Origin of the sequence: Paenibacillus sp. SAFN-054 (assembly GCF_051966755.1) — a bacterium.
GTDB lineage: Bacteria > Bacillota > Bacilli > Paenibacillales > Paenibacillaceae > Paenibacillus_AQ.
Genome location: NZ_JBQCKS010000003.1, coordinates 261,966 through 286,763, shown reverse-complemented (window position 1 = coordinate 286,763; position 24,798 = coordinate 261,966). Strand labels below are relative to the sequence as shown.

General features: G+C 53.7%; 27 protein-coding genes. 7 read left to right on the top strand and 20 right to left on the bottom strand.

Annotated features, from left to right (window positions below; all coding sequences use genetic code 11):
* Positions 1–15: 15 nt before the first annotated feature.
* Both ACTHPM_RS17190 and ACTHPM_RS17185 read right to left on the bottom strand, forming a co-directional pair.
* Positions 16–717: an N-acetylmannosamine-6-phosphate 2-epimerase gene (locus tag ACTHPM_RS17190; RefSeq protein ID WP_440396537.1), complete on the bottom strand. Its 702-nt coding sequence runs from the start codon at positions 715–717 to the stop codon at positions 16–18.
* A 201-nt stretch (positions 718–918) separates the two neighbouring features.
* On the bottom strand, positions 919–1,095 hold the full coding sequence (locus ACTHPM_RS17185; protein ID WP_440396538.1) for a hypothetical protein: 177 nt from the start codon (positions 1,093–1,095) through the stop codon (positions 919–921).
* A gap of 296 nt (positions 1,096–1,391) precedes the next feature.
* On the opposite strand from ACTHPM_RS17185, the gene ACTHPM_RS17180 reads away from it, so the two are divergent.
* Complete coding sequence (locus tag ACTHPM_RS17180; protein WP_440396539.1) at positions 1,392–2,138, top strand: SDR family NAD(P)-dependent oxidoreductase; 747 nt, start codon at positions 1,392–1,394, stop codon at positions 2,136–2,138.
* Positions 2,139–2,315: 177 nt separating this feature from the next.
* Here ACTHPM_RS17180 and ACTHPM_RS17175 read toward each other — a convergent pair whose 3' ends face one another.
* A complete protein-coding gene (locus tag ACTHPM_RS17175) occupies positions 2,316–2,594 on the bottom strand; it encodes a hypothetical protein (protein ID WP_440396540.1) in 279 nt (92 codons plus the stop codon).
* A 213-nt stretch (positions 2,595–2,807) separates the two neighbouring features.
* On the opposite strand from ACTHPM_RS17175, the gene yedE reads away from it, so the two are divergent.
* Both yedE and yedF read left to right on the top strand, forming a co-directional pair.
* Positions 2,808–4,016 carry a selenium metabolism membrane protein YedE/FdhT gene (gene yedE / locus ACTHPM_RS17170; protein WP_440396816.1) on the top strand — a complete coding sequence of 403 codons (1,209 nt, stop codon included), beginning with the start codon at positions 2,808–2,810 and terminating at the stop codon, positions 4,014–4,016.
* The gene (yedF, locus tag ACTHPM_RS17165) at positions 4,006–4,233 is read left to right on the top strand and encodes a sulfurtransferase-like selenium metabolism protein YedF (RefSeq protein WP_440396541.1); all 228 of its coding nucleotides are present in this window, start codon (positions 4,006–4,008) and stop codon (positions 4,231–4,233) included. The genes yedE and yedF overlap by 11 nt, the downstream gene beginning before the upstream one ends.
* Before the next feature lie 76 nt (positions 4,234–4,309).
* On the opposite strand, the gene ACTHPM_RS17160 is transcribed toward yedF, so the two are convergent.
* From ACTHPM_RS17160 to ACTHPM_RS17135, 6 genes are all read right to left on the bottom strand, one after another.
* Positions 4,310–4,717, bottom strand: coding sequence for a hypothetical protein (locus ACTHPM_RS17160; protein WP_440396542.1), 408 nt, complete (start codon positions 4,715–4,717; stop codon positions 4,310–4,312).
* A gap of 207 nt (positions 4,718–4,924) precedes the next feature.
* Positions 4,925–6,229, bottom strand: a complete 1,305-nt coding sequence (locus ACTHPM_RS17155) for an aldehyde dehydrogenase (RefSeq protein ID WP_440396543.1) — start codon at positions 6,227–6,229, stop codon at positions 4,925–4,927.
* A gap of 41 nt (positions 6,230–6,270) precedes the next feature.
* The gene (locus tag ACTHPM_RS17150; RefSeq protein ID WP_440396544.1) at positions 6,271–7,278 is read right to left on the bottom strand and encodes an NADP-dependent oxidoreductase; all 1,008 of its coding nucleotides are present in this window, start codon (positions 7,276–7,278) and stop codon (positions 6,271–6,273) included.
* A gap of 150 nt (positions 7,279–7,428) precedes the next feature.
* Positions 7,429–7,719 (bottom strand): ArsR/SmtB family transcription factor, encoded by a 291-nt coding sequence (locus ACTHPM_RS17145; RefSeq protein WP_440396545.1) that lies wholly within the window; start codon positions 7,717–7,719, stop codon positions 7,429–7,431.
* 155 nt (positions 7,720–7,874) lie between these two features.
* Positions 7,875–10,139, bottom strand: a complete 2,265-nt coding sequence (locus ACTHPM_RS17140; protein WP_440396546.1) for a M56 family metallopeptidase — start codon at positions 10,137–10,139, stop codon at positions 7,875–7,877.
* A 17-nt stretch (positions 10,140–10,156) separates the two neighbouring features.
* Complete coding sequence (locus tag ACTHPM_RS17135; RefSeq protein WP_440396547.1) at positions 10,157–10,576, bottom strand: BlaI/MecI/CopY family transcriptional regulator; 420 nt, start codon at positions 10,574–10,576, stop codon at positions 10,157–10,159.
* A gap of 235 nt (positions 10,577–10,811) precedes the next feature.
* On the opposite strand from ACTHPM_RS17135, the gene ACTHPM_RS17130 reads away from it, so the two are divergent.
* On the top strand, positions 10,812–11,972 hold the full coding sequence (locus tag ACTHPM_RS17130; protein WP_440396548.1) for a YhgE/Pip domain-containing protein: 1,161 nt from the start codon (positions 10,812–10,814) through the stop codon (positions 11,970–11,972).
* Between the two features lie 166 nt (positions 11,973–12,138).
* The gene (locus tag ACTHPM_RS17125; RefSeq protein WP_440396549.1) at positions 12,139–12,678 is read left to right on the top strand and encodes a PadR family transcriptional regulator; all 540 of its coding nucleotides are present in this window, start codon (positions 12,139–12,141) and stop codon (positions 12,676–12,678) included.
* Between the two features lie 76 nt (positions 12,679–12,754).
* Here ACTHPM_RS17125 and ACTHPM_RS17120 read toward each other — a convergent pair whose 3' ends face one another.
* Complete coding sequence (locus ACTHPM_RS17120; protein ID WP_440396550.1) at positions 12,755–13,243, bottom strand: GyrI-like domain-containing protein; 489 nt, start codon at positions 13,241–13,243, stop codon at positions 12,755–12,757.
* A 43-nt stretch (positions 13,244–13,286) separates the two neighbouring features.
* The gene (locus ACTHPM_RS17115; RefSeq protein WP_440396551.1) at positions 13,287–14,246 is read right to left on the bottom strand and encodes a helix-turn-helix transcriptional regulator; all 960 of its coding nucleotides are present in this window, start codon (positions 14,244–14,246) and stop codon (positions 13,287–13,289) included.
* A gap of 167 nt (positions 14,247–14,413) precedes the next feature.
* Between ACTHPM_RS17115 and ACTHPM_RS17110 the strand changes: the two genes are divergently transcribed.
* Entirely contained in the window at positions 14,414–15,187 is a 774-nt protein-coding gene (locus ACTHPM_RS17110; protein WP_440396553.1) for a hypothetical protein, read from the top strand.
* Positions 15,188–15,239: 52 nt separating this feature from the next.
* On the opposite strand, the gene ACTHPM_RS17105 is transcribed toward ACTHPM_RS17110, so the two are convergent.
* A complete protein-coding gene (locus ACTHPM_RS17105) occupies positions 15,240–16,016 on the bottom strand; it encodes a hypothetical protein (protein ID WP_440396554.1) in 777 nt (258 codons plus the stop codon).
* A gap of 155 nt (positions 16,017–16,171) precedes the next feature.
* Positions 16,172–16,708, bottom strand: a complete 537-nt coding sequence (locus ACTHPM_RS17100) for a CD3072 family TudS-related putative desulfidase (protein ID WP_440396555.1) — start codon at positions 16,706–16,708, stop codon at positions 16,172–16,174.
* A 292-nt stretch (positions 16,709–17,000) separates the two neighbouring features.
* Between ACTHPM_RS17100 and ACTHPM_RS17095 the strand changes: the two genes are divergently transcribed.
* On the top strand, positions 17,001–17,462 hold the full coding sequence (locus tag ACTHPM_RS17095; RefSeq protein ID WP_440396556.1) for a DUF4385 domain-containing protein: 462 nt from the start codon (positions 17,001–17,003) through the stop codon (positions 17,460–17,462).
* A gap of 129 nt (positions 17,463–17,591) precedes the next feature.
* On the opposite strand, the gene ACTHPM_RS17090 is transcribed toward ACTHPM_RS17095, so the two are convergent.
* The 7 genes from ACTHPM_RS17090 to ACTHPM_RS17060 form a co-directional block, all read right to left on the bottom strand.
* Positions 17,592–18,887: a glycosyltransferase family 2 protein gene (locus ACTHPM_RS17090; RefSeq protein ID WP_440396557.1), complete on the bottom strand. Its 1,296-nt coding sequence runs from the start codon at positions 18,885–18,887 to the stop codon at positions 17,592–17,594.
* Positions 18,880–19,023 carry a hypothetical protein gene (locus ACTHPM_RS17085; RefSeq protein WP_440396558.1) on the bottom strand — a complete coding sequence of 48 codons (144 nt, stop codon included), beginning with the start codon at positions 19,021–19,023 and terminating at the stop codon, positions 18,880–18,882. Before ACTHPM_RS17085 ends, ACTHPM_RS17090 begins: the two co-directional genes overlap by 8 nt.
* 12 nt (positions 19,024–19,035) lie before the next feature.
* Positions 19,036–19,908: a diguanylate cyclase domain-containing protein gene (locus ACTHPM_RS17080; RefSeq protein WP_440396559.1), complete on the bottom strand. Its 873-nt coding sequence runs from the start codon at positions 19,906–19,908 to the stop codon at positions 19,036–19,038.
* Between the two features lie 205 nt (positions 19,909–20,113).
* Positions 20,114–21,211 carry a glycosyl hydrolase gene (locus ACTHPM_RS17075; protein WP_440396560.1) on the bottom strand — a complete coding sequence of 366 codons (1,098 nt, stop codon included), beginning with the start codon at positions 21,209–21,211 and terminating at the stop codon, positions 20,114–20,116.
* Between the two features lie 217 nt (positions 21,212–21,428).
* Positions 21,429–22,676 carry a hypothetical protein gene (locus tag ACTHPM_RS17070; protein WP_440396561.1) on the bottom strand — a complete coding sequence of 416 codons (1,248 nt, stop codon included), beginning with the start codon at positions 22,674–22,676 and terminating at the stop codon, positions 21,429–21,431.
* Positions 22,676–23,779 (bottom strand): DUF58 domain-containing protein, encoded by a 1,104-nt coding sequence (locus ACTHPM_RS17065; RefSeq protein ID WP_440396562.1) that lies wholly within the window; start codon positions 23,777–23,779, stop codon positions 22,676–22,678. The genes ACTHPM_RS17070 and ACTHPM_RS17065 overlap by 1 nt, the downstream gene beginning before the upstream one ends.
* On the bottom strand, positions 23,779–24,747 hold the full coding sequence (locus tag ACTHPM_RS17060) for an AAA family ATPase (RefSeq protein WP_440396563.1): 969 nt from the start codon (positions 24,745–24,747) through the stop codon (positions 23,779–23,781). The genes ACTHPM_RS17065 and ACTHPM_RS17060 overlap by 1 nt, the downstream gene beginning before the upstream one ends.
* Between the last annotated feature and the right edge of the window lie 51 nt (positions 24,748–24,798).

Sequence of the window (24,798 nt, the reverse complement as noted above, 5' to 3'; positions counted from 1 at the left end):
GTTTATGTGTACGCATTAACGGGTTTGGCCCCCGCGTGCCCCGCGGACAGCCGAAGCAAATTTCTCCGTAATCAGCTTGGGTCTCGTGATGGCCGAACCGACAACAACGGCGTGAGCCCCAAGCTTCAGGCATTGCGCGGCCTGCTCTGGCGTGTTGATTCTTCCTTCCCCGATGACCGGAATACGAATTCTTCGTACCGCCTCCTGCAGAAGTGCAAGGTCAGGCTCCTGCTGCTGCGGCGAATACGGCGTATACCCGGAAAGCGTTGTCGAGACGCAGTCTACCCCAAGCGATTCCGCTTGCACAGCTTCCGCAAGCGTCGATATATCCGCCATCACCTTCTGCCCGCTGCGCTTCATATAAGCAACCAGCTCCTCCAGTGTTTCCCCGCCCGGTCTCGGACTCGGCGTGGCATCAAGGGCGATCACGTCCACCCCGACCTCCATCAGCTCCTTCACTTCGCGCAGCGTAGGCGTAATGTATACGCCGCTACCCGGATAGTCACGCTTGATAATGCCGATGATCGGCAGCCTCGTTACCTGCTTGATGGCTGCGATATCGTGGACGCTGTTCGCACGGATGCCGACAGCGCCCCCCTGCTCGGCGGCCAAGGCCATCTTGGCCATTGTGTCGCCTCCGTGCAGCGGTTCATCCTCGAGTGCCTGGCATGAAACAATCAGACCGCCTTGAATTTGTTCGAAATATGGATCGCTCATGAATTCATCTCCTCTTCCCCTTCACCTCTCGGGTTGCGGGTCATTTTTTGATGCCTTCTGATCCTGATTATAACAGCGAATGGAGGTAATAACCATTATTAATTATAAATTAGGAGATTATTTCTTTCAATTGAAGACACGCCGATTTTCGGAGAATCCATCCTCCAGGCTTCAAGGCTCTCCCAAATCAGCGTTTCCATTTCAGCAAAAGCGCTTAAAATTCATATTGCCGTGCTTCATCCTCAGCGCGTCGCGCAGCTCAATCAGATCCTTCTCCGCCATTTGCTCCAGCACCACTCTCCGGTAATCCAGCCCATGCTCTTCCGCCAAGTCGAGAATCCCTCGGATATACAGCTCCCTGTAATCCTTTTTTTCCATGCTGCTTGATCCCTCCCACAATAGCAAAGCTTATATAAAATGTACCCATATTTCCGATTTCAACTAGCAAATCCCGGCGAACTTCAGGACAAAAATTCAAGGATCGGCAACAACTTACGCATGACGCCCGATTGTAAATATGTTAGGATAGTCTGCCGCCTATTATAGACATACTAGCTGTTGCGACGGCAAATGGTATGATTCCAAGGTGAAGAATGCAATCATTTGGGGATGGGTCAGACAGGAAGGACGGCACAAGAAACATAAACATTCAGAAAAGGAAAGGATGAAGCATCATGACAGAAAAAGTAGCCATCGTAACCGGAGCCGCCGGAGGAATCGGATTTGCCGCGGTTCAAAAACTATCTTCCCAAGGATATAAGGTCGTGCTTGTAGATTTCAATGAAACGGCCGGGCTCGAAAGCCTCGAAAAGATCAAAAGCGCCGGAGGCGAAGGCATTTTCGTCAAAACCGATGTATCCTCCGAAGCCGACGTGCAAAACTATATCCAAAAAACAATGGAAGCTTACGGCCGGATCGACGTGCTGGTGAACAACGCCGGCGTCGTGGAAAAAGCAACCTTGCTCGCGGAGAAAACGCTGGCTGATTTCGATCGCATCATCGGCATCAACCTGAAAAGCGTATTCCTCGGCATGAAGTACGTGCTCCCGATCATGGTAGAGCAGAAAAAAGGCGCCATCGTCAACACCGCTTCCATCGGCGGCCTGTTCAGCACCCCGCTGAACAGCATCTACGCGGCCAGCAAACACGGCGTCGTCGGCTTCACCAAAACCGCTGCCGTGGAATACGGGCCGCTGGGCGTTCGCATCAATGCGGTTTGCCCGGGCACCGTATACACCAACCTCGTCAAGGAAGCAGCCAAGGACATGCCGAAAACCGACCGCCAGTACTATCCGTCCTACCCGCTGGACCGTTTGGCGCAGCCGGAGGAAATCGCGAACGTCATCGCTTTCCTTGCTTCCGATGAAGCCAGCTATGTGAACGGTGCCTGCATCAATATTGACGGCGCGCAGCGCATGTAAATCATCCAGCTGTTCCATGCAAAGGACTGCCTACGGGCAGCCCTTTTTTTATATGATGAAAAAGTCTCCGCGCCCGCTCCTTCACTTCAGAATTCCAATTCAGCGGCATTGGATATAGAAAAGCCCATTACTCCAGGCTTCGGAATAATGGGCTCTTGCGGCAATTCGGAACCTATTCTAATCTTCGTCTACGGCAATGCCTATATCCATCAGGTAATCCATCTCGGCATCCAGCACAGCTTCGACGGTCATTTCATCCAGCTTCACATCTTTGCGGCTCAGGACGTAATCGACCAAATCATCGCTGTCGATCTCCACCTCGCCTTGCTCATTCGCTTCCGCCGTGTTGATAAAGGTCTTTTCATGCTTCAGGACAACCCTGATGCTTTCGGGTTCAGCGCCCGTTTCAGCCGCTATGTACTGCACAAGCTCCTGCTCGTTGAGTGTGCCGCTCATGGCCTTTTCATCTCCTTATTTCATGTCCTAGCGCCATTGTAACACAAATTGCTGCAGTTTCCATTTTTTCAAGCGGCATTTTTGAGAATTTACAAAAGTCGGCAATTATTCTTATTGAAGATCCACACAGGATCCGAAAAATGATGTAAAATTGATAGGGTTTGTATCATACACATGGATCATCGCCGCATTTATTTGTGAAGAAGGGCAGGAATCGAAGTCGTGTTTAAAAAAGTGTTTCATTCGTATTGGAGCCCTTATCTGGTCTTGGCCGTTGCCGGCGTGCTGAGCGCTCTGTATTTCGGCATCACCAAGACCGTATGGGCTGTAACCGGCGAATTCACCCGTCTCGGCGGGCATATTCTGGAATGGTTCGGCGTGGATATTTCCGGATGGGCCTATTTCAAATTGATTCATATGGAAGGAACGACCTTCAGCCGCACGGACGGCTGGATCGTCTGGGGGATGTTCATCGGGGCATTGCTCATGGTGCTGTTCAGCAACAATTTCAAAATTAGGATGCCGCGCCAGAAGCGCCGTCTGGTACAGGGACTGATCGGCGGATTTATCGCCGGGTTCGGCGCCCGCATGGCACTCGGCTGCAACCTGGCAGCTTTCTTCACGGGCGTGCCGCAGTTTTCGCTGCACTCGTGGATTTTCATCGTCGCAACGGCTGTCGGCACCTTCGGGGGAGCCAAAATCGTGAATACCTCCTGGTGGAAGGGCAAGCCGGTGCTGCAAAAAGGCAATACGGCGAAGATCGTTAAGGAGCGCGCAAAAATCCAGCCGTACATTGGCGGAATCCTCGCTCTGGCTTATGCGGCACTCATCATCTATTTTTATGCGGCGGGCAAAAATATGCTCGGAACGGCGGCCTTGTTCGGCGCCGCTTTCGGTATCCTCATTGAAAGAGGACAAATCTGCTTCACCTCCGCCTTTCGCGATTTGTGGATTAGCGGACGCGCCACCATGACGAAGGCGATCACGCTCGGCATGGCGGTCAGCTCGGTCGTCACACTCATCATCATCCTGGTGAACGGCATGGATCCGGTCACCAAAATGGCTGCGCCAAGCACCCTGATCGGCGGCCTGCTCTTCGGCGTCGGCATCGTCATGGCCGGCGGCTGCGAAACGGGAATGATGTACCGCTTGATGGAAGGACAGGTCGTCTTCCTGCCGGTATTCATCGGCAACATCATCGGCGCGACCGTCCTGGCTTACGGCTGGGATCATCTCGGCATCTACAACACACTCGTGAAGATGGGCAAGCCGATCAACCTGATCGACGAAATGGGAGCAGCCTGGGCGCTGATTCTCACGCTTGCCCTGCTCGCCGCAGGTTTTATCATCGCGGTCATTTGGCAGAAAAACTATCGCTTCGGCGTCGGATTCAAGAAAGGGGAAACCAAACATGTCCATTGATTACACGCTCGATCTCCGCGGAGAATCTTGTCCTTACCCGGTCATTTATACGCTTGAAACGCTGCAGGGAATGAAGAAGGGGGAGCTCTTGCAGGTCATCGCCGACTGCCCGGCTGCTTTCCGGAACGTTCCCGAGGAAGTCGTCAAGCATGGTTACACCTTGGAGCAGGAGCCAATGAAGAACGGTAAAGAGCTGCTCTTCCTGATCCGTGCATAGACGAAATCATATCGGCGTCATTCAATCACATCCCTCTGTATAACAAAAAAAAGGATTAGGGTGAGCATCGTTCTCCCTAATCCTTTTCAATTTCGAACTGATCCGCCGTCCAGGCCACAAACGGCACCCGGCCTCTCTCATTCAAATCCTTCATATGAATAAATACGTCGCGGTCCGCTTTCATCGTAAACCGGATCCAATTGTTATAGATCATCACTTTCTCGACTTCCGTCACATCAAACGTCCTTGTGCCTTGAACATTCACGATTCTTACCTTGTCTCCCTGGATTCGGATATAGCGGGCGTACACGTAAGCAAACCGCAATGCCAGGAGCAGGAGCACCGCCATAAACACGATATTCCATACGGCCTGTGCCCGGGAGTAATCCGAGGTAGACTGCAGCGCCAGCCGGATGATCACGGCGAGCAGAAGCAGCCCAAACATCACGATGTTCATCTTGTTGCCTTTGAATTTTGCAGTCATGATCTGAAAACTTCCTTTGTTGAAATTTCGGGCATAACCCATAAAGTACCGGCTCTTCAATATAACGCGATTTTGCTCTCCACACAAGGCGTCCCGGCAAAAAAAGCCTCCCCTTGTCACCTAACAGGGGGCGATAGCGCGCCCTTATGCAAGAAGGCTCCTTCCCTATGGGGAGGAGCCTTTGCTGTACCAGAAGCAGGGATGCCTTTAATTCGCCTGCCGCTTCAGAATGCTCTTGCGGTGGGAGAAGGTATCGAAGCTGCCATGGCCATGATATGAGCCGATTCCGCTCTCGCCCACGCCGCCAAACGGCAGGTAAGGGGACGTCAGATGAGCCAGCGTTTCATTGATGCAGCCGCCGCCGAAGGATACTTGACTCAGAATCTGTTCCTGTACTTCCCGGCTTTCGGAGAAAATGTACAAAGCCAGCGGTTTCGGACGCTTCACGATCTCGTGGATGATGTCCTGGAGATCGTCATAAACGATCACGGGAAGAATCGGGCCAAAGATCTCGTCTTGCATCACGCGATCTTCCCAAGTAATCCCGTCCAGAATGGTCGGCTCGATGACGAGGCGCGAAGCATCGGTTCTGCCGCCGAAGAAGCGCGTACCGTTATCCAAGAAGCCGCTTAGACGGTTAAAGTGCTTTTCGCTGACAATTCTCGGGAAGTCCGGGTTTTGAAGCACATCCTCACCGTACTGTGCGTGGATCGCATCCTTCAAAAGCCCAAGGAACTTGTCCTTCACGTCCCGCTGGATTAGGAGATAATCCGGCGCCACGCAGGTTTGGCCGGCATTCAGCAGCTTGCCTCTGGCAATCCGCTTGGCCGCAGACTCAAGCTCGGCATCGCTGTGGACGATGCACGGACTTTTGCCTCCCAGTTCCAGGGTGACCGGCGTCAGATGCTTGGCCGCCGCCTCCATGATCACTTTGCCGACCGGCGTGCTGCCTGTGAAGAAAATATAATCCCATTTCTCTTTCAGCAGCGCCGTGCTCGTCTCCACTTCGCCTTCCACGACCGCCACGTATTCCTCCGGAAAGTTATCCTTCACGATCCGCGCAAGCACGCGGGAGGTTTCCGGAGTGAACTCGGATGGCTTCAGCACGGCGCAGTTCCCCGCTGCGATCGCCCCGACGAGCGGAGCCATGGCGAGCTGGAACGGATAATTCCATGGCGCGATGACCAGCACGGCGCCGTATGGCTCCGGATAAATGACGCTGGTCGCGCCGGCGATGAACGAAGGGGTGTCCACTTCCTGCGGCTTCATCCACTGCTCCAAATGCTCCAGCGAGAATTCGATTTCTTCCATGACGATTTTGATTTCCGAGCCGTAGCCTTCCGTTTCGGATTTGTTCAGGTCCGCCCGGAGCGCAGCCAAAATATCCTTTTGGCCGGCTTCGATCGCGGTTTTTAGTTTTTGAAGCGCATCTATGCGAAACTGCATCGCTTTGGTTTGTCCTGTACGAAAGAAGGCGAGCTGCTGCTCGGCCAGTTGCTTGTAGTTTTCCATGATGTTGATTCTCTCCTTCGCCTGACGCTTGTATTCGTGTATTAGTCTACTTTGACGAGCATTTTGCCCAGATTCGTGCCCTCGAACAGCTGCAGGAATGCGTCAATGACATGGTCAAAGCCTTCGATAATGGTCTCTTCATATTTCAGCTTGCCTTCGGACAGCCATTTGCCGAGCTCAACCAAGCCTTCTTGCTGACGGGAAGCATAATCGCTAAGCACGAAGCCCTTCATGAGCGAGCGGGTTTTGATGATCTTCGATTGAATCCGCGGGCCCATGTCCCCATCGGTGGTGTTGTAAGAAGAGATCGCGCCGCACAGCGGAATCCGGGCATAATCGTTCAGCAAACTCATGACCGCATCCGACACGCTGCCGCCGACATTATCAAAATAGACGTCGACGCCGTTCGGACATGCCTCTTCCAGAGCCTTCCCCAGATCCTTCGTCGTCTTGTAGTTAATTGCCGCATCGAAGCCCAGCTCGTTGATCAAATAGGCACATTTCTCATCCGTACCGGCAATGCCGACGGCGCGTGCACCTTGAATCTTGGCGATTTGGCCCACGAACATGCCCACGGAACCAGCGGCGCCGGATACAACGACGGTCTCGCCTGCCTTCGGCTGTCCGATATCCAATAGACCGAAATAAGCGGTCAGCCCGGTCAATCCAAGCACGCTCAAATAAGCGGACAACGGTGCAATCGATTCGTTGACTTTGCGAACCTGCTTCGCGTCCACCACGTTGTACAGCTGCCAGCCCAGCATACCGATCACTTTGTCGCCCGCCCGGAACAGATCCGACTTCGATTCGACGATTTCGCCAACGACCCCGCCGGAAATAACTTCATTCAGCTCATAAGGGGCTACATAGGACTTGGCGTCGCTCATTCTGCCTCTCATGTAAGGATCCACCGACATATATTGCGAGCGAACGACGACTTGTCCTTCCTGCGGCTCCTGAACCGGTGCTTCGCGGTATTCAAAGTTCTGCTCCGTCGGCATGCCTACCGGGCGGGATTTTAAAGCTATCGATCGATTCTGTAACTGCATGTATGATCACTACTCCTAATATTTTGATTTTTTGGTGACTGTGATGACTAGGAAACATGGGCGATAAGGCAAGCCTTCGTGCTAACCCAGTGAATTGGATAGTTTTAAAACTTTAAAACTATTGGTCCGAAATTAGGGTTCCCTGTCCATTTATAAACTGTCCAAGAAACCCGGCATAAATTCGTTGAATGTATCCTCTCTCAGCTGGCTGTTCTTCACTTGACCCTTGCGGAACACCTGGATCAGATCCGCTTCATATAAAATCTTGAGATGGTATGAAACGTTGGATTTGTCCATGCCGATCGCATCCCCGATATCGCCGCAGGTGTTGCTGCTGCGGTGAAGATGCAGGTAGCGGATCATTTCAATGCGCTTCACTTCGGCCATGGCCTTGAATATTTTGGCCCGCTTCTCATCGTCTTTTGAAGGTTTGATAGTCATAGAACTATAGTATGCTCCATCCCCGGGGAAGTCAATCCAGCTTCTTCTTCCTTTTTATGGGCAGTCAATATATACCCGCTTCCCGCTTTTCGTAATCCACGCATCCAAACAGGAGCCTGGCTCCTACGCCGGCTCCCGCTCTCGATTCTACTTCATCATGATTTGTCCTGCTGCATCAAATACTGGACGATCTGCTCTTCTTCAGGACCCTGACCGGTAAAGCGGGCTTGAAAACAAACGCCGTCCTCCAGCCAGAAATAGCTGACGAGATCGGTCTCGCCGGGACTGCTGAGCGGACCGTCCACCTTGAACTTTTCTGTGCGGAGCGCTTCCCGTCCACCAATCGAGACCGGCTTCAGCTTGACGTTGTTTCGTTCTCCGTCAATGCGCATGAAGGAGACCCTGCCGAGTTTCTTCATCTCTTCATACATCGTGCCGTTCAGCATCTGGGTGTAATCGACGTCCTTAATACCTTTAACCTGTTCTTCCTTGCTTTTGTCTTTCTTGACGGGGTGATAACTGACCTCAAGCAGCATCCGCATGGAGTCCTGGTCGTTCTCGGGGTAGTTGAAATTCACTTTCCGGGATACGTAAGATCCGCTTGCAGCAAAGCCACCCGGGAGCTCACGCGGAAAAACCGCGTTATAGCCGATCAGCTTCTGAGCCCGCCGTACATCTTCAGTGTCGAACAGGTATGTCATTGTTCTTCCATGATAATCATTGTTTTCATAAAGCTTGTTCAGCTCACGGTCCGGGAGCTGCATGGAAAGGATCATGCGCTCGTAATCGTCAGGGCTTACACCGCCATATGAATCCAGCTGATAAGTGATCCCTTGGTCCTTCCAGATATAGTAGTAGCGCTCCGGCTGGCCTTCCCAGACGAGCATGCGGATTGTTATTTTCACTCCCTCTACGCCGGAAAGAGAGATCGGCGCTTTCTCGATGACGTAGCTCCCTTCTTTATTCCCGAGGCCCTCCAGCGATTTGTTCTCGTCCGCGGCGATTCGTTCATAGATCTCTTCCAGGCCTGCGCTTCGCGAGATTTTGAGATGCATGCTGCCGCTGCTGTTATTTATTCTTGCCTTTAAATAGTTGATAGTCACCACCGGGCTAGCCGAAGAAGTCAGGGGAAGCTCATGGAAGGACAACTCGTCGAAGGCATATCCGGCCGGCAGCACCGATGGCACTTTAAACACGAACGGCGCCACCCGGGCTCCCTTCTCCAGATTATCGTATACGAGGAACCCTCCGTCATCGAACAGCCTCTCGCTCCCGCCTTCCTCTGCATGGACCCAGGCCGAAGCGCCTGCCTTCGATACCGGCGCGTTCGTCAGCGTGACCGTACCGAGCAGAAGCACCAGAAGCACCGCCAACCATGACAACTTGTAAGAACCCTTCTTAAATGAACTAATCATTCGGATCCGGCGCGTAATGTCCTTTTCCCCGTTCATCCCCTTGAAATACAGAAGATGCGGCTGATTTCGCCCGGTCGAATTCGCCCTCAGAAAACCGATGATCGTCATACCGTACGGTACCGCCTCCCTCTCGCCAAGCACTTCCAGCGCACAGGCATCGCATGCCTGCTCCCGGTCCGATTTCATACGTCGCATCATGTACCAAACCATGGGATTCATCCAGTGGACGGCCAGCACCAGGCTGCCAAGCATGTTCCAGGCCATATCCTTTCTTTTATAATGGGCCAGTTCATGCGCGATGATATGCTTAAGCGGACCAGTATCAGCTGCTGCGCCAAGCGATTCGGGCATATAGACTGCGGGGCGCATTAACCCAGCGATATACGGGCTTGGAATGGTTGCATCGGTGAAGAGTAATATCGGTTTTTTAACGTGAAATAAATCCATGCATTCCGCCAAGACCGCCGTCACGGCGGGATCACTGACGCGGCGGAAGCTTCTTTGCTTTCTCTTGAGCCGCAGCCAGTAGACCCCATTATAAGTCAGAAAGGCGATGGTTCCTGCCAGCCAGAGGGCTGAGAGAGCCAGATTAGCAGGATGCGTTTCTTGTGCCGGTAGAGCGGTGCCTGCACCAAGCTCCTGTGGCATCACCTGCTGGTGCAAACTGTTCCGTTCGCTTGCATTCGTTGTATAATAGGATGGTTGAGAAATTTCTTTGACGCTGTTAAAGGATTCCGTGGCAGGCTTGTCCTGTGGAAACGGAATTCCCGAAACAGCATTTTTTATGTCTGAATACGTGGGCAGTGCATGGAACAAGCTGACCGGGCTGTGGGGAAAAACCGGCATAACCAGCCTCACCAGCACAATGAGCCATAGGGCGTATCTCAGCCTTGCGCTCATGCGCCTGCGAAGCAGCCGCTGCACGGCCATCACCACAAGACCGGCCATGCTCGCCGTCAGCGTCGCAGCGACAAACCATCGGAATAGGCTCTCGGCAATATTCATGGAATCACCTCACTTGGTCAATTTCGCGCTCGATCTGCAGGCCGTAATGCATCCTTCGGTTCCTTGCCCTGTTTTTCCGTTAATATCCGCTGCAGGCGCTCGATCTCTTGATCCGAAAGTGGCGTTTCCTCCAGAAAGTTCGTCATCATGAGCCCTGCAGCTCCATTGAACACCCGGTTCAGGAATGACCTGCTTTCCGCGCGCACGCATTCTTTTTCGGCAATCAGCGGATAATAACGATAGCTTCTTCCCGCTTTTTCATATCCCAGCGCTTTCTTCTTCATCAGCCGGTTAATGAAGGTTCGGACCGTCTGATCGCTCCATTCTGTCCCTTCGGGCAGTTGATTCGCGATTTGCTCCGCGGTTTGCGGGCTTTCCCTCCACACGATCTTCATGATCTCCCACTCCGACTCCGAAATTTTTGGCATGCTTTCCATACCCATCCCCCCTCTCATCTTCAGATTAACTATTACAAATGTAAATATAACCTAAGCACCCAACTATTACAATTGTAATTGTGTCTTAAATGAAAACTTTTCATTTTGTATATGACAAAAATCACATAAAGCGCATACATTCGTTGACACATTCCTTACCCCAGCGTATAATTCTAAATCAATTACTCTAATTAAAGTAATTAAATCAAATTTAGATATATTGAGGTGTGGGTCATTGAAAAATATTTTAATGTTTCTTAAGAACAAATCCGTTATCGGTGGTATCACGATGGTCCTGTTTTATCAGGTCGTCATGATCCTCGTCTTCATGACAGGTTACAGCGCCATTCCGAAAAACATGGGCGAAATGTCCGTTGCCATTGTCAACGAAGACAAACAGGCAGGCAAAGAAATCGCGGCCGGCCTGGCCAAGCAGCTTCCATTCAAGATGGTGACGGATCTTCCGCTGGATAAAGCCCAAGAGCAGCTGAACGACCGTGATCTCGCGCTCGTCATTCACATTCCGCAGGACTTTACGAAGCAGCTGTCCACGTCCGGAACAAAAGCCAAAATGGATTTCTTCATGAATCAGTCGAATCCGGCGATGGTCACAAGCAGCATGCAGTCGGTCGTAACGCAAATCACGACCAATTTGAACAACCAATTCGCGACGCAGACCGCGCAGGGCGTATTTCAGTCCATGAAAATGCCTGCAGAGCAGGCACAGAAGCTCGCAGCTGAAATTCCTACCAAGCTGGATGCCAATATCGTGAACACGAATCCGGTGCCGGCAGGCATGCATAACCAGATGGCCCCTTTCTTCCTGACGATGGTCAGTTATGTGGGTGCCATGATCTTCTCCATGATGATGGTCGGTGCCATGAACGCGCTGAAACGCAAAATGGGCTTGTGGCAGGCCTTTTGGTCCGCGCAGGCAACCAATGCGATCGTCGCTCTGATTGCACCTCTGATCGGAATTTCGATTTATTTCCTGATTCAGGGCGGCCACGGTGCGGATGTCTTCTTCAAGGTATGGCTTGTGCACGCGCTTGAACTGTTCGGAGCCATTGAGTTTATGTCCATCTTCAGTTTATTATTAAAGGACAAGGCTATTTTCGTAAACCTGACGCTCATGCTGATCCAAACCATCAGCAGCGGCGCAACGATGTCTCGGGAAATGATGCCATGGCTCTTCAACATCATGAGCTATATCTCCATCATGTTCTACACCGTTCAAACCGACTTCTCGATCATTTTCGGCGGCGGCGGACTGACCGAGCATCTGCTCGGCTTGTGGATCGTTTCCATTGCATCCATGATCATTTGCCTGATTGCGTTCTATTTCGTTTCCCCTAAAGAAACGGCCGATGAGAACAAACCTGTAGCAGCCGCTTAAGAGCGGTAACCGTCAGGAATGCACGATGAATTTAAATTATGATTATGATTCGCATAGAATGCCTGGGCATCCCGCCCGGGCCATTCTATGACACATAAACGCGAAGCCAGCTCACTCCCCCGAGTCAGCCGGCTTTTCGTATGATTCGGATGGGAGTGTTGCATGTATGTCGCTTCAAATTTTTATACTGGGTGTATTAAGATCTGGGCATCATCATCCTTATGACATCAAGAAGATGTTCAAACAGAACGTGCTGGACGAAAACTCCAAAATTAACGATGGCACATTGTACTACAACTTCGAGGTTTTGCTCAAAAAAGGGTATATCGAAAAAATCGAGGTGATCCGGGACGACAACCGTCCGGAGAAAACGACCTATGGCATCACGCCGCTCGGCAAAGAGCATCTGCAGCAGGAAATTTACGCCAGCTTCAAAAATTTCACCCGTGTGGATTCCCTTTACTCTGCCGTGCTGTTCCTTAAATATGCCGATCCGAAAAAACTCGTCTTTTTGATTCAAGAGGCCCGGGAAAAGCTGGAAAACAAAATCAAGAACGACGTCTCTTTCTGGGAAACGGTTCAGGACAAGACGCCGCCTCCGGTGCACCTGATCCACGATCATTCCATCAACCAGCTGCAAATCGACCTGAAATGGCTGCAGAAGCTTGAAAAGCATGTGCTTGAGCAGCTTGAGGAGCAGCAGTAATCACAAGTAAATTGGCCCCAAAAACGGCGTGCCGGAAAGTCCCTTAGAGGACTATCCGCGCACGCCGTTTCATATTTTACTCTGCCTTCCTTTTCACCGCGATATAAATATTCACGACCACCTGATCCGGATGAAATCCGCGCAAGTCATACAGTTCGAAGTCCCCCGTGTAAGCCCTCTCCGTCTCCTTGCTTTGAAAGAAGCTCCAAATCTCCTGCCACAGCTGCGGTACCACCTGCTGCATAGGCCCTGGGGATGATGTGAATACCATGTATTCTGCTTCCGGAATGAACGCCGTTTGGAGTCCTTCTTCCGTAACCGGATGCTCCAGTTCATGTCCAAGCAGCACGGTATAAGAGCCGTTGACGTCGTTCTCGTATTCCGTATACAGCGCATACAGAAATGGCGGATCCTTCAGATCGTTCCGGTGCTGCATGCCGCTTTGCAAATACCGCTCCCACAGCGATGGAATCAGCCCGTCAGGCCCTCCTTCCTTCAAGTTGGAGGTTCGAATGGCGAATCCTGTCACTTTTGCCGCCGGTTTACGCACGATCTCTTTGTACATCTTGATCTCCTCTTTTCCTGTGAATGACTCCATTCTACAGGAGCTACCTGGACATCCGTCTGTCCGGTTTGTCGTACTGCTCCATAATTTTGCGGGCCCGCCTGCATACTTCCGCCGCCACATGCTCCGGTCCTTCAACCACCACTTGATCGCCATAGCTGAGGACCATGCCGTAGAACCATTCATCCAAAGGGAATTCCCCTCTCACCCGCAGGCTTCCGTCCTTTTCCGCTTCTATTCCATCCGGGCTGAACGCATCGACGACCCGGTGCCTGGCCGTAGGCGAAAATCGCAGCGTTACCCTCGATGGTGCCCCGCCGGCCGACCACTCCGGCTGCCAGTCGTACGCGTTCAAAAGAGGGAGCTCCCGCGGTTCAAACATGTCCTCGAGCAGCTTTATGTCCTGCATGCGGGAAAGCCGAAATACTCTAAATTCCGCACGGAGCGTACAGTAAGCCTGCAAATACCACACATTCCCCTTCAGGATCAGCCTGCCCGGCTCCAGAATTCGGCGGCCGTTTTGACCGTTCATGTTGACGTAGAGCACATCCGTCTTCTTCCTCTCCCGGATCGCCTGCCGAATCCTCTTCACCTTTTCCCTGACGTTCGTTCCCTGCCCCCAGGGATGAAGATCGAGGAAAAGATCGGAGGAGCGCGCTTCCGGGCCTTGGCCGGTATGCCGAATCATTGACTCCACCTTATCGAGGAGCCGCTCCGTCATCGGATCGTCCAGCGCAGCCTTGACGCCTTGAACAGCCGTTATAACCGATAGAATCTCGTCCATCGTGAGGAACTGCCGCGAGATGGTATATTGGCCCATCATCTCGAACCCGCCGCTCGTCCCCTGATGGGCTGCGATCGGAATTCCTGCCCTGCAGAGTGCATCCATGTCCCGGTATATGGTTTTCGTGGACACTTCAAACCGCTCAGCCAATTCTTTGGCGCTGATCCTCCCCCGGTTCAGCAGGAGGACAGTCATGGCAAGCAATCGTTCTATTTTCATCTAACTTTCAGTCTCCCTGTTTAGAATTTCACGGATTGAAACAAAAACGTTAAAAAAATAGGAAAGGAAATGTTTAGGAAATGTTCTGGAAGTTTAATACATCTAGGGGGTTATACCCTTCCCGACCTGAACAAGGTCTACTATTATCATAATTCGGAGGTCAAGGAATGAACAGAAGGTTTACGGCAACATCTATTATTCTCGTACTGCTCGTATTGCTTGTCAGCGCGTGCGGTGGCAAAAAAGCGGCGGAAGAGCCAGAGGCCAAGCCGACGGAAACGGCGGAAGCAGCGGATAGCGGCAGCAAGGCCAATGAAGACGAAGACATCAAAGAAACGTCAGAAGAGGTTGCCGACAAAAAGAATGCGGATAAACCATCGGGCAAAGCCGATGAAGGATATCTCAAAGATGGTGTGTACACTAACGAATATTTCGGGATGACAGTCCAAATGCCTCAGGGCTGGGAGGTCCAGGGTCCTGGGGAGCTCGAGGACGTCATGGAGACCGGCAAAGAGATTATCGCCGACGGCGACGAGGACAAGCAGAAGGCGCTGGACAAAGCGGAACTGAAGGTGCTGAATTTCTTCCTTGCTTCCAAGAGTGCGACGGACTCCCAGCAGATGAATCCGAACGTCATCTCCAATGCGGAGAAGGTCAGCAAGCTGCAGGTCAGAACAGCCAAGCAATATCTGGAGGCATCCCAGACCATGTTGAAACAATCGAATCTCCCTTACGAGTTTGACGACATCAAGAGCGCCAACGTGGGCGGTAAGGAATTCCAGATGATGCAAGCCACGCTTCAAGGAGACGGTGTCACCGTCACCCAGCGCTATTACAGTACCCTTACGGACGGATACGCGCTCAATATCATTACTACATTCTTCGACGAAGCATCCGAAGCTGAAACGGAGAAAATGATCCAATCCGTCAAGTTTGAATAACTTCGTGTTGAAGCCCGAAAGAGCAGCCGTGCAATTGCGCGGCTGCTCTTTTTTAGCTTTCCTTCGCCATGCTCCGCCTGTCATGGGCATGCTGCCGGAAGAACGTCTGCATTGTCTTCTTCATGCCTTCCTGCTGCTCTAAGAACTGCCGGTGCCGATGCCCATTGGCACCGGACGGATGTGGGAATCCGCGTAATATCCGTTCCTCCTGCATCTGCCCCTGCTCGGCCATCCGGCTCAGAATACGTTCCACAGCCCTGCCGAGCGGAATCAGCAGTGCATCCGGCAGGGTCAGAAGCTTTTCGGCGGAAGCCGCGGCCTCCCTGCGCAGCAGCGGCGAGGCCAGCATGTCGGGGCTTGAGCCCCCGTAATTTCGTCCCTGTACAAACACAGGGTACTTGAGCAGCGAGGTCGTATGCAGCAAACCTCCCTGCTCTTCGAACAAGGCTGCGCTCGAATGGAGATTCAGGCATTCCGCAAGTCCGAGCTGATCGAGCATGGCAATCAGATTCCGGCGCATAGGCCCGGCGAATCCGGCCTTTCGCTTCGCGAGGCGGCAAATCTCGTCATCCGTCAGCCCTTCGGCAAAGCCGGCCCGTGCCGCCTGATAGGCGAGCTTCATCTGCGTCCAGCCCGGCGTAATGCCGATGATTGCCACGCGGGCGTGATCATTCGCCCAGTCGTTATGAGGCGCGTAGTACATCTCCGTCCGTCCCTCCACTGCCATGCGGAAGGCATCCGTGAGCAGGTCGTTACGGGTCAGCTCACCCTTGGGAGGCAGTCGCAACATGGCCGGTTTATAATGCTCAAACCGTGTTGAAGTCGGCATGGCCCCATCCTCCTTTATAGAAGCTTATACCCGAAGCTTTCCCGGAAATAACGTTATACAAAATAGATCGATTCAAAATAGATCGGACAGATCCAGTCCGCTTGGAAAAGGCTGTACTGAACTTGCCTGCTGTAATGATCCGTTGTCCTGCATGTTCACGGGCTTTTGCGCCAGACTTTGACCTTTGATCCTTTAGGCACGGTTGGGATTCGCATGCCGACGGGGCCATAGATGCTTTGCTTATCCCTCGGGTCAAAGACGCCCTCTTCCGGATGAGGTATTTGCCAAAAGAAATCGATATGTACGCCATGCTCTGCCGCGAGCTGCAGGAAGTCCTTCATAAAGACTCCATTGCCCGGATCGCATGAAGGGCTTCCCGAAATGCCCAGGCCGCCGACAAGCTCATAGCCATGCTGCTGGTACATTTTGAGCTGCTCGATGGCAGGCAGCAAAATTCGGCGGTTATGTGCGTGATATTCGGGAGTGTCACAATCTTCCGCCATCATGGGCTGGCGGTCTGGCCCGAGAAACATGAGCTCCGGACACGGCAGCTGGAATATGCCATACCCTTCCTTGGCTGCCCAATCGACGGCTGATTGCAGCAGGCCCGAACTCAGGGCCGTACCGGATGCGAGCGCATTCTGGTTCAGAACGCAGTGAGATGCAATGATGATTTGTTTGCCACGCTGCACGGGGCACCCCTTTTCTGTCAGTGAACGCTTCTATAGTTGTGCTGTATGGACTGGCTGGACTTCCATATTATTCCTACCAATCTAATCGGATTAATTTATTCTAATTGTAGGACGAATCGCTCAGAAGTCAACCACTTTCCTGTAACGGCCGTACTGGAAGCCCGATATAGGCTTAGGTGGCCGCGTTCGATCGGATGAATCCGGCGGTGAAGACCCGCATCCCGTTCGTTTCAAGCCCATTTTGGGGTATACATGTTTAACCGCAGTGATCGAGAGGGAGGGTGATGGATTCGTGAAAGCCTTTGACTACACGCTGGATTACAAGAATCTGAATTTGCGCGAGCATCCCGAATGGTATACCGTCGGCCGTGGAGAGCAGGGCGTGCTGCTGGTCGAGCCTTATAAAAGCGAGATTTTGCCCTATTGGCGCTTTAAGACGCCGGATATCGCCCGTGAATCCGCAGAGGCTATCTTTCGGATTTTCGAGGGCTACAAACGTCAAAACGATTTTGTCGGCATGGATATGGCTCGTAAATTTCTGCAGATGGGCTATACGCGTGCCCGCCGCTACACCAATCACAAAGGAGGGAGAAAGTATGCGGAAGACGGAACCGTGCTGCCGTTTCAGAACGATCCGGTCAAAGCCGAATCCGCTGCTATTTTCAAAGCGGTATGGGAGAGAGCCAAGCAGGACCCGGATTATATACGGATGAAAAAGCGGCACAGGGAAATGTACGAAGAGGAGGAACCATGATAAACCGGCCTGCAGGGCTATATCCAAAGCGTCCCCACGGCAAGAGCCGGATCTAACGCGCGAACAAGGGATGAGAAACGGCTCACAGCCGCATGAGAATGGGAAGGACCGGTAGGCCCTTCCCTTCGATCAGCTGAATCGCTGGGTCTTATACCACTTGCTCTCCCTGCCGGTAATCTTATCGACGACCATATTGTAGAAGGCTTTGACGGAAATGACGAGGAATAGCTGTGCATACGTAAAATAGGAGATGCATGAAAGCACGAAATTGCGGACATTGCTTTGTCCGATATCCGACGCAAGCGCAAGATTGATTTGCAGCACATAGAGAAAGTACATCAGGGCCCAGGCTACCACGAGATAGACATAGACATCCGATTGGAACTGAAAGGGTGAAACGACACCAGGCTTGAAGATCGCGATCACCTGATATACCAGGTTTGCGACAAATACGATATCGGACACGATGATCGCGATCATGAACCAGAAATAGCTTGCCGCATAGTACAGCACCTGCAGCTTGATCCGCCAGCTGCTGCGGTCGAACAAGTGGTGCAGATTCTCGACGACGACGTTGTAATTGCCCTTGGCCCAGCGCTCCCGCTGCTTCATGTACACCCCAAGCTGCTCCGGCTCCTGCTGGTAGGCTTCCGCCCGCGGAGCCAGCGCGATCAGCTGTCCGCGCGACATGATCTCGAAGGAAACGGCCGTATCCTCTGTGATCGCCTGCTCGTCCCAACCACCGATGTCTCGCATCAAAGCCGTCTTCACGATGAAATTGGTGCCGGGGATCGTTCCAAGCTTGAACAGCTCCCATAACCCGGTATGATGAACGCGCTGGATCGTGACGATCTCCAGATTGATGCAGCGGGACAGGAAATTCTGGCCGCGGTTTCGGGCCTTATTGCGCCCGAAGACGGCGCCGTACTTGTCCGGCTCTTCCATCGCCTTCTGGGTCAGGAACAGCAGCGCATTGCGCTCCGGCGCCGCATCCGCATCATAGACGCAAATCCACTCGCCCGTTGCCAGCTTCAGCGCGTCATTCAGCGCACCCGATTTGCCGCCCGTCCCCTTGCGTTCAAGGATAATGAAATTCCGGTCCTTATAGCTGGTCCTCTCCTTCAGCGCTTTAAGACGGCCTGCCGTATCATCGGAACAGTTGTCGGCAATGACAATAAGCTGCACCTTCGCCTCAGGATAATTGAGCTGCAAAATATGCTCCGCCGTCGCTGTAATGACAAGCTCCTCGTTGTGCGCGGGAACCATGACGGTGACGGTCGGAAAGTCATCCATATTGGAAGGCAGCGCGAGCTTCACTTTATTTTGCTTAAAAATGAACCGTACGGCGCCGGCCATGATGATGACGGATTCAAACACGGCAACCCAAATGGTCACGATGGATAGAATGAGCAGGAAGTCAGTCACTGAAGTTCCCCCGATCGTATTTTTTGTGGATATCCGACCGGAATTTCAGTGTTGCGATCGTGAGGATCAAAATGGTCACGGCGAAAATCGCGCTAATGGCGATGCAAAGCGGGATAAACCAGCTCGTATATGACATTTGAATTCCTCCTTAGATGTATTCGCCGATCAGATCGGTCTCGGCATTGCGTTCGAGCGCGGCAATGACCTGATCGATATGCTCGTATTTGCTAAACTGCTCCTTCTGGAATACGAGTGCCCCGGCGCGCACGACAAGCTTGAGTTCCTGCCCCTTTTTATCGAGAATCCGGACCGCCATGAGCGCATGCTTGATCCGGTGGGTCAGCATGTGCAGGTTCTCCTGCCCCAGCATCGGGCACAGGACGATAAAGCGTCCCTTGCTGATCGAGAATTTATAATCCTCGAAACGGATCTGCTTCTGAATGGTGGACGACAGCTCCAGCAAAAGGCGGGAGTAGAGCTGGGATCCGAGCGACTCCTGCACCAGCGGCAGAAAGTCGATTTTGAACATCGCCATGGAGAAGCCATAATGTTCCGAGTACCGCCGTGCCAGGTTAGACTGCTTCTGCACCGTATCAGCCAGCGCTTCCTTGTTGCCAAGGGCCGTTTCGATATCCACCTGGGGCAGGCTTCCCTTCATTTCATTCATCCGTTCCATCCAGCGTTTGCTTCCGATCAGACCCGACTTGATAAAACCAGCCACCAGCGTATTGGCGGGAAGCAGAAGCATCCAGGAAAATGTCAGCAGGTTGAGCGGAGCGTACGTCGTCAGCCAGACGAAATAACTGACCAGAAAAACGAATACCAGCACGACGGAAATCCCCATCGGTATAATGAAGCCGAGCAGCAGCGCCGCAAGCGTCGCCATGCTGAACATGAGCTCCAGCGTGGAATAGGCTTGGTCCTGATATACTTTCAGAAATATCAAGAGCTCCTGCCCCATGATCAGAGCGATTAAGAGAATATATCCGAGCTCCAGGCGGCGGGTTGTTGTCTTGTTCATTCGCATTCCTCCCCGTAAACCGTTCTCTGAACGATGCGTTTCACGACGGCCAACCGATCGGTTGAAAGTGCGCCTCATTCGAACGCGAAAGGGACCGACGCAAGAATGAACCGCCTGATAGATACACAATACTACAAATTACGACATTTTCAATTTATATTTAATCATTAATTAACCAATACGCTCCCTAAAATCAACCAAATTTTCACTTTTGCGAAATATTCTGAACGCATTCTCCGGCAATAAGCGGCAGCAGATTATCGAATATATGCGTATTATTGCTGAATACATAGCCGCCGGGGTATTGGGAATCCCCATCGCGCAGGGTAAGCAGGTGCCGGTAGAGCTCTTTCGCCCACGCCGTGTCGCCATTTTGCAGCGCCAATTGGACTGCCAAACCGTAAACGGAAGGCGACTCATAATCCACGCTCTTTGACCGGGACGTCCTGTCATACTGCCCGTACAGCTTATGGCCCCTCTCCCACTCCTTCTTCAGAAAAGATAGCAGCGGCTCCGGTCTGCGCCCGGATTCCGCTGCATGAATCCCAACGAGCAGCTGATCAATCAGATTCACCGAATGCTCGTACTTATACTGCCCGGTCATGACATTGAAGCTCTTCGGATAAAAGGAGCCGTCATCGGGCATGTTGGCAAGCACCTGCATCATCCGGCCGAAGAACGGCTCATCGATGAGCCGCGCATCCCTCATCTGCATCAAAGCATCGCTGTCGATGTAGGCCAGGCTAAGCGTCTGCGCCGACGTCCGGTTAGCAAAATCGTGAAAGTCCGTCAGGTACCCGTTCACCTGAGCACTTGAGATCAGCGTCTTCGTCAGCAGCTCCGCCATCCCGGCCACATCCGGCTCCTCCCAGAGCCGCCCCGCCTCAATCAGCGCCCCGATAATACGCAGGTCGTCCCCAAGCGCATTCGTATGCATGCCCGATGTACCGTCAGGCTCCAGCTTCCATGCCACGTAATGCTGCGGCGTGACAAAGTATTCTTTTAATATCGCAAAGTTTTGGCGAAACGAGCCCCGGTCCTGCTGGATGAGCGTATGCTGCATCCAGAACCCCAGTGACTCGGACAAAGCTTCCCGCCCCGCCGCAATTTCCGGATCGCTTGCCTTCCCGCTTTGCAGATACGTGGCAAGGGTACCGTTCGTGTTGGTCATATATTGCTTGATAAAAGCTTCTGTTTGAAGCGGCGACGGCTGATGCGGCCTCACTTCCTTGTAGAGCCAGAAGCCGGCCGCACTCACGAGAAGCAATCCGGCAAGCCAGCGCGAAGCACGATGCCTGTTCATGGCAAGAATCCCGCCTTTCCTTTGGCGTCCATTTAGTTATAAAGGATATATTACCCGCATCGGAATGGATTGGCATCATGGCGAGTTCACCCTGGGGAACCGCACCGCTCATGAACTTGTGAAAAAGAAAAAAATGCCCGGGACGGGTCCCAGGCATTGCCAAGTCTGTTTATCATATTCGTTGCCACGCAGACTGCCGAATCGGCATCATGCTGCGCTATTCCTCCGCCCCGTAGCGGATGTGGTTATAGCTGCCGATCACCTGCTCCACGTCCTGCACCGGCAGGCCGGTATAATCCGCCTTCGCGCTAATAGCCTTGCCATTCTCCGTCGGCGTCAGGCTCGGACGGAACTTGTAGCCCCGCTTAATGGCGGCGCGGATCAGGTTCTCATAAGCGCGCCGAGGGTCTCCGTCCCCAGCCGCGGCGGCCCCGTCCTTGCGCCGTCTGCGCAGTCTTCCCTGCCGCTTGGGCACACGCTCGATCTTCTCCACTTCGTCCACGTAGTCGCCCTGATCGACGGCCGAGCTCCGCACTTCGCGCAGCAGGCGAAAGCGCTGCGCGATTCGCGCCAGCCAGGCACGCAGGCGCTCCGGAAGCCAGCGCCGCAGCAGCCGGTACAGCAGAAGCAGCAGGGCTGCGGCCACAGCCGTGACGAGCAGCACGAAAATGACCTGGCTGACGATTTGCGCCCATCTTGGCGACGGGGAGGCCGGAGGAAGCTCCAGCGCCCCTTGCTGCGGGGCTTGCGGAGGCTGCTCCGTCAGTTCGGGCGGCTCGCTGCCGATCAGACCATTCAGCATGCCGGCCAGCCACCGCCTGAAGTACGCGAGCCCCTGCCCCAGACCGTTCCACAGGCTCAAGATCAGCATGAATGCGATGGTCAGCCAGGTCATCCAGCGGTTTCTGGAAAGAATCCGGCGCAGCAGGAGCCGGTCCGTTTCCTGCGCGTTGGAGGCCTCCCGCACGCGATCCCCGTTCCAGCGCACGAGCAGCGCGACCAAAGTAAGCACGCTCAGGAGATAGAGCGATATCCGGAAGGGCTCTATCTCTTCCACCCGCGAAGATACGGCATACGTGATCAGGGAAGCCGCCAGACCCGCTAGCGGCAGATTCAGCTGCATGATTCTCCACAGCTCTTTGCGGCCGACGATCAGCCCGCGGAAATCGGCCAGCAGGAGCAGCGCCACTGCCGGGATCGCATGGCGCAGCCCGAGTCCGGCCAGCGGCAGCAGCGCAGCCGCGAACAGCAGGGCAGCAGGCACGGGCATTTTGCTGCCCCTTGCCTGCCGGATGCCGATCAGCGTCCCCCCGGCATGCAGCAGTACGATCAGCGGAAGCAGCCACCAAGGCGCTGCCTGCATCGCGTACAGCATATACAGCAGCACGAAGGGATAGCAGGACGCCGTCTCCAGGAAGGAATGGCCCAGCACGGTCAGAAGCCTGCGTTTGTGCTCGGTTCCCATCAGGCTCCCGCCTCCTTTATTCCATATGCAAGATCCGCAATCGACACCCGGTGGCCTTGGAGCTCCAGCTGCCGGACCGCCTCCCGGATCGCAGGAGAAACGTGGGGCGTTACCACGAAATAGTCGATCGTCTCGGCGGGTTCCGCCTCAGCCTCAAGCTTCAGCTGCTCGTAAAAAGGTCTGTACACCTTCAGCTCTGCCGCGGCCATCGCCTCAAACAGCTCCTCGAGATGCTGGACTCCATAATCGGGAGCAAGCCGTGCCAGACGGGCGTCCGCTTCGGCCGACAAATACGCATTGCTGGCGAATCCGGCCGCCATGCCCTGATGAATGAGCGCAGCCGCGCAGGTTGCCGCGTACGACAGCGCCTCTTCGATAATCTCCGGCTTGGTTACGACATTCCACATTTGCTCCGATAACTCAATGTTCAGGAGGATCATCGCCTTCGGATCAGCCGAATAACCGTGCTGGTGCACCTGAAGCTCTCCGGTCCTTGCACTGGCCTTCCAATGGATGCGGTTCATGGCATCGCCTGGCGCATACCCTCGCACCCCCGTATACAGAAACGGATCCTCCACAATCCAGCGGCGCACGGCCAGCTCCCCCTGCCATGTTTTCCAGGAGGAGGGCAGCTCTTCATCCCTCAGCAGGGAGGGGTAGACGACCAGCCGTTTGTTCAGTGTCACCTTCAGGGAAGGGGTGTACATCGCGAACAAATCGCTGCCGGTCATCGTGGCCGTGTCCATCCGGTAAATGCCGCGGCCCCGGCACTGAATCTGATGCGTCCGCGTAATCCTCGTTCTGGCGGGCAGCGAGAAGAAGCTTATATGGTTCTGATAGATCTGACCCTCGCTGATCCACGTTTCCTTGCTCCGCTTGAAGCTGAGCGACGCCGGAAGCATCGCTTCCAGCCGCAGCCACGGGATCGGAACCCGGCGCTTGTTCTCGATCACTTCAACCATCTCAATCCGGTCCCCGGCGTGGCAAGTACGCGCACTGAAGTGACGATCATAATCCAGCTTCCCCAGCGCGTTCCTCCCCAGAATAAGCCCCTGAAGCAGCATGACGAGTCCGCAGGCAAGAAACAGCCACAGCACCGCCATTATTTCACGCCGCTTTCAAGTTCCTTTTCACTTGGAACCGGAATACTCTCCAGGATTTGCGTCAAAATGCGCTCGGCTTGGCCACCAGCTGTTTCATGCCGTTTCCGCAGCACCAGCCGGTGCGTCCAAACCGGCAGCAGCAGCCGTTTGATATCATCCGGCAGCACATAACTTCTTCCCTGCAGCGCCGCATAAGCCTGGGATGCGCGAAGCAGCGCCTGCGTGCCGCGCGGGCTGATGCCGAGCATCGTATCGTCGTGGCTGCGCGTTGCCTCGGCCAAAGCGACGATGTAGCCCAGCAGATCGTCGGCGATCCGAACCTGTCCGCACAGCCGCTGCGCTTCCAGCACCTCTTCGGCGGTCGCGGTCTGCCCCGCTTCCTCCGCGCTTAAGCGGCCCGCGGCAGCCGTCCGCTTCAGAATCTCCACACCTTCCGCCGCTGAAGGGTACCCCAGCTTCATCCGGATCAGGAAGCGGTCCATCTGCGCCTCCGGCAGCGGAAAGGTACCCTGATTGTCCACCGGATTCTGCGTGGCCATGACCATAAACGGGCTCGCCAGCGGCTTCGTTTCTCCCTCGATGCTGATTTGCCTCTCTTCCATGCATTCCAGCAAGCTCGACTGTGTCCGCGGAGTGGCCCGGTTAATTTCGTCGGCCAGCACAATGCGGGCGAACAGCGGCCCCGGGCGGAAATGAAACTCCCCATCCTTCTGATTAAAGTAATGGATGCCCGTCAAATCCGATGGCAGCAAATCAGGAGTAAACTGAATCCGTTGAAAGCTCAGACTAAGCGACGCCGCCAGGCTTTTGGCAAGCAGTGTTTTGCCCGTTCCCGGAACGTCCTCCAGCAGCACGTGCCCGGAAGCGAGAAGCGCCGTCAACAGCAGGTCCACTTCATGCTCCTTGCCTACGATCACGTTTGCGATGTTATCCTTTAACTTCTGCGCCAACTGATGAACGCTCTCCATGTCTCTTCCCCGTCCTTCCTCTTGCCGCCATTTTGGTCCATCCCCGGTGTC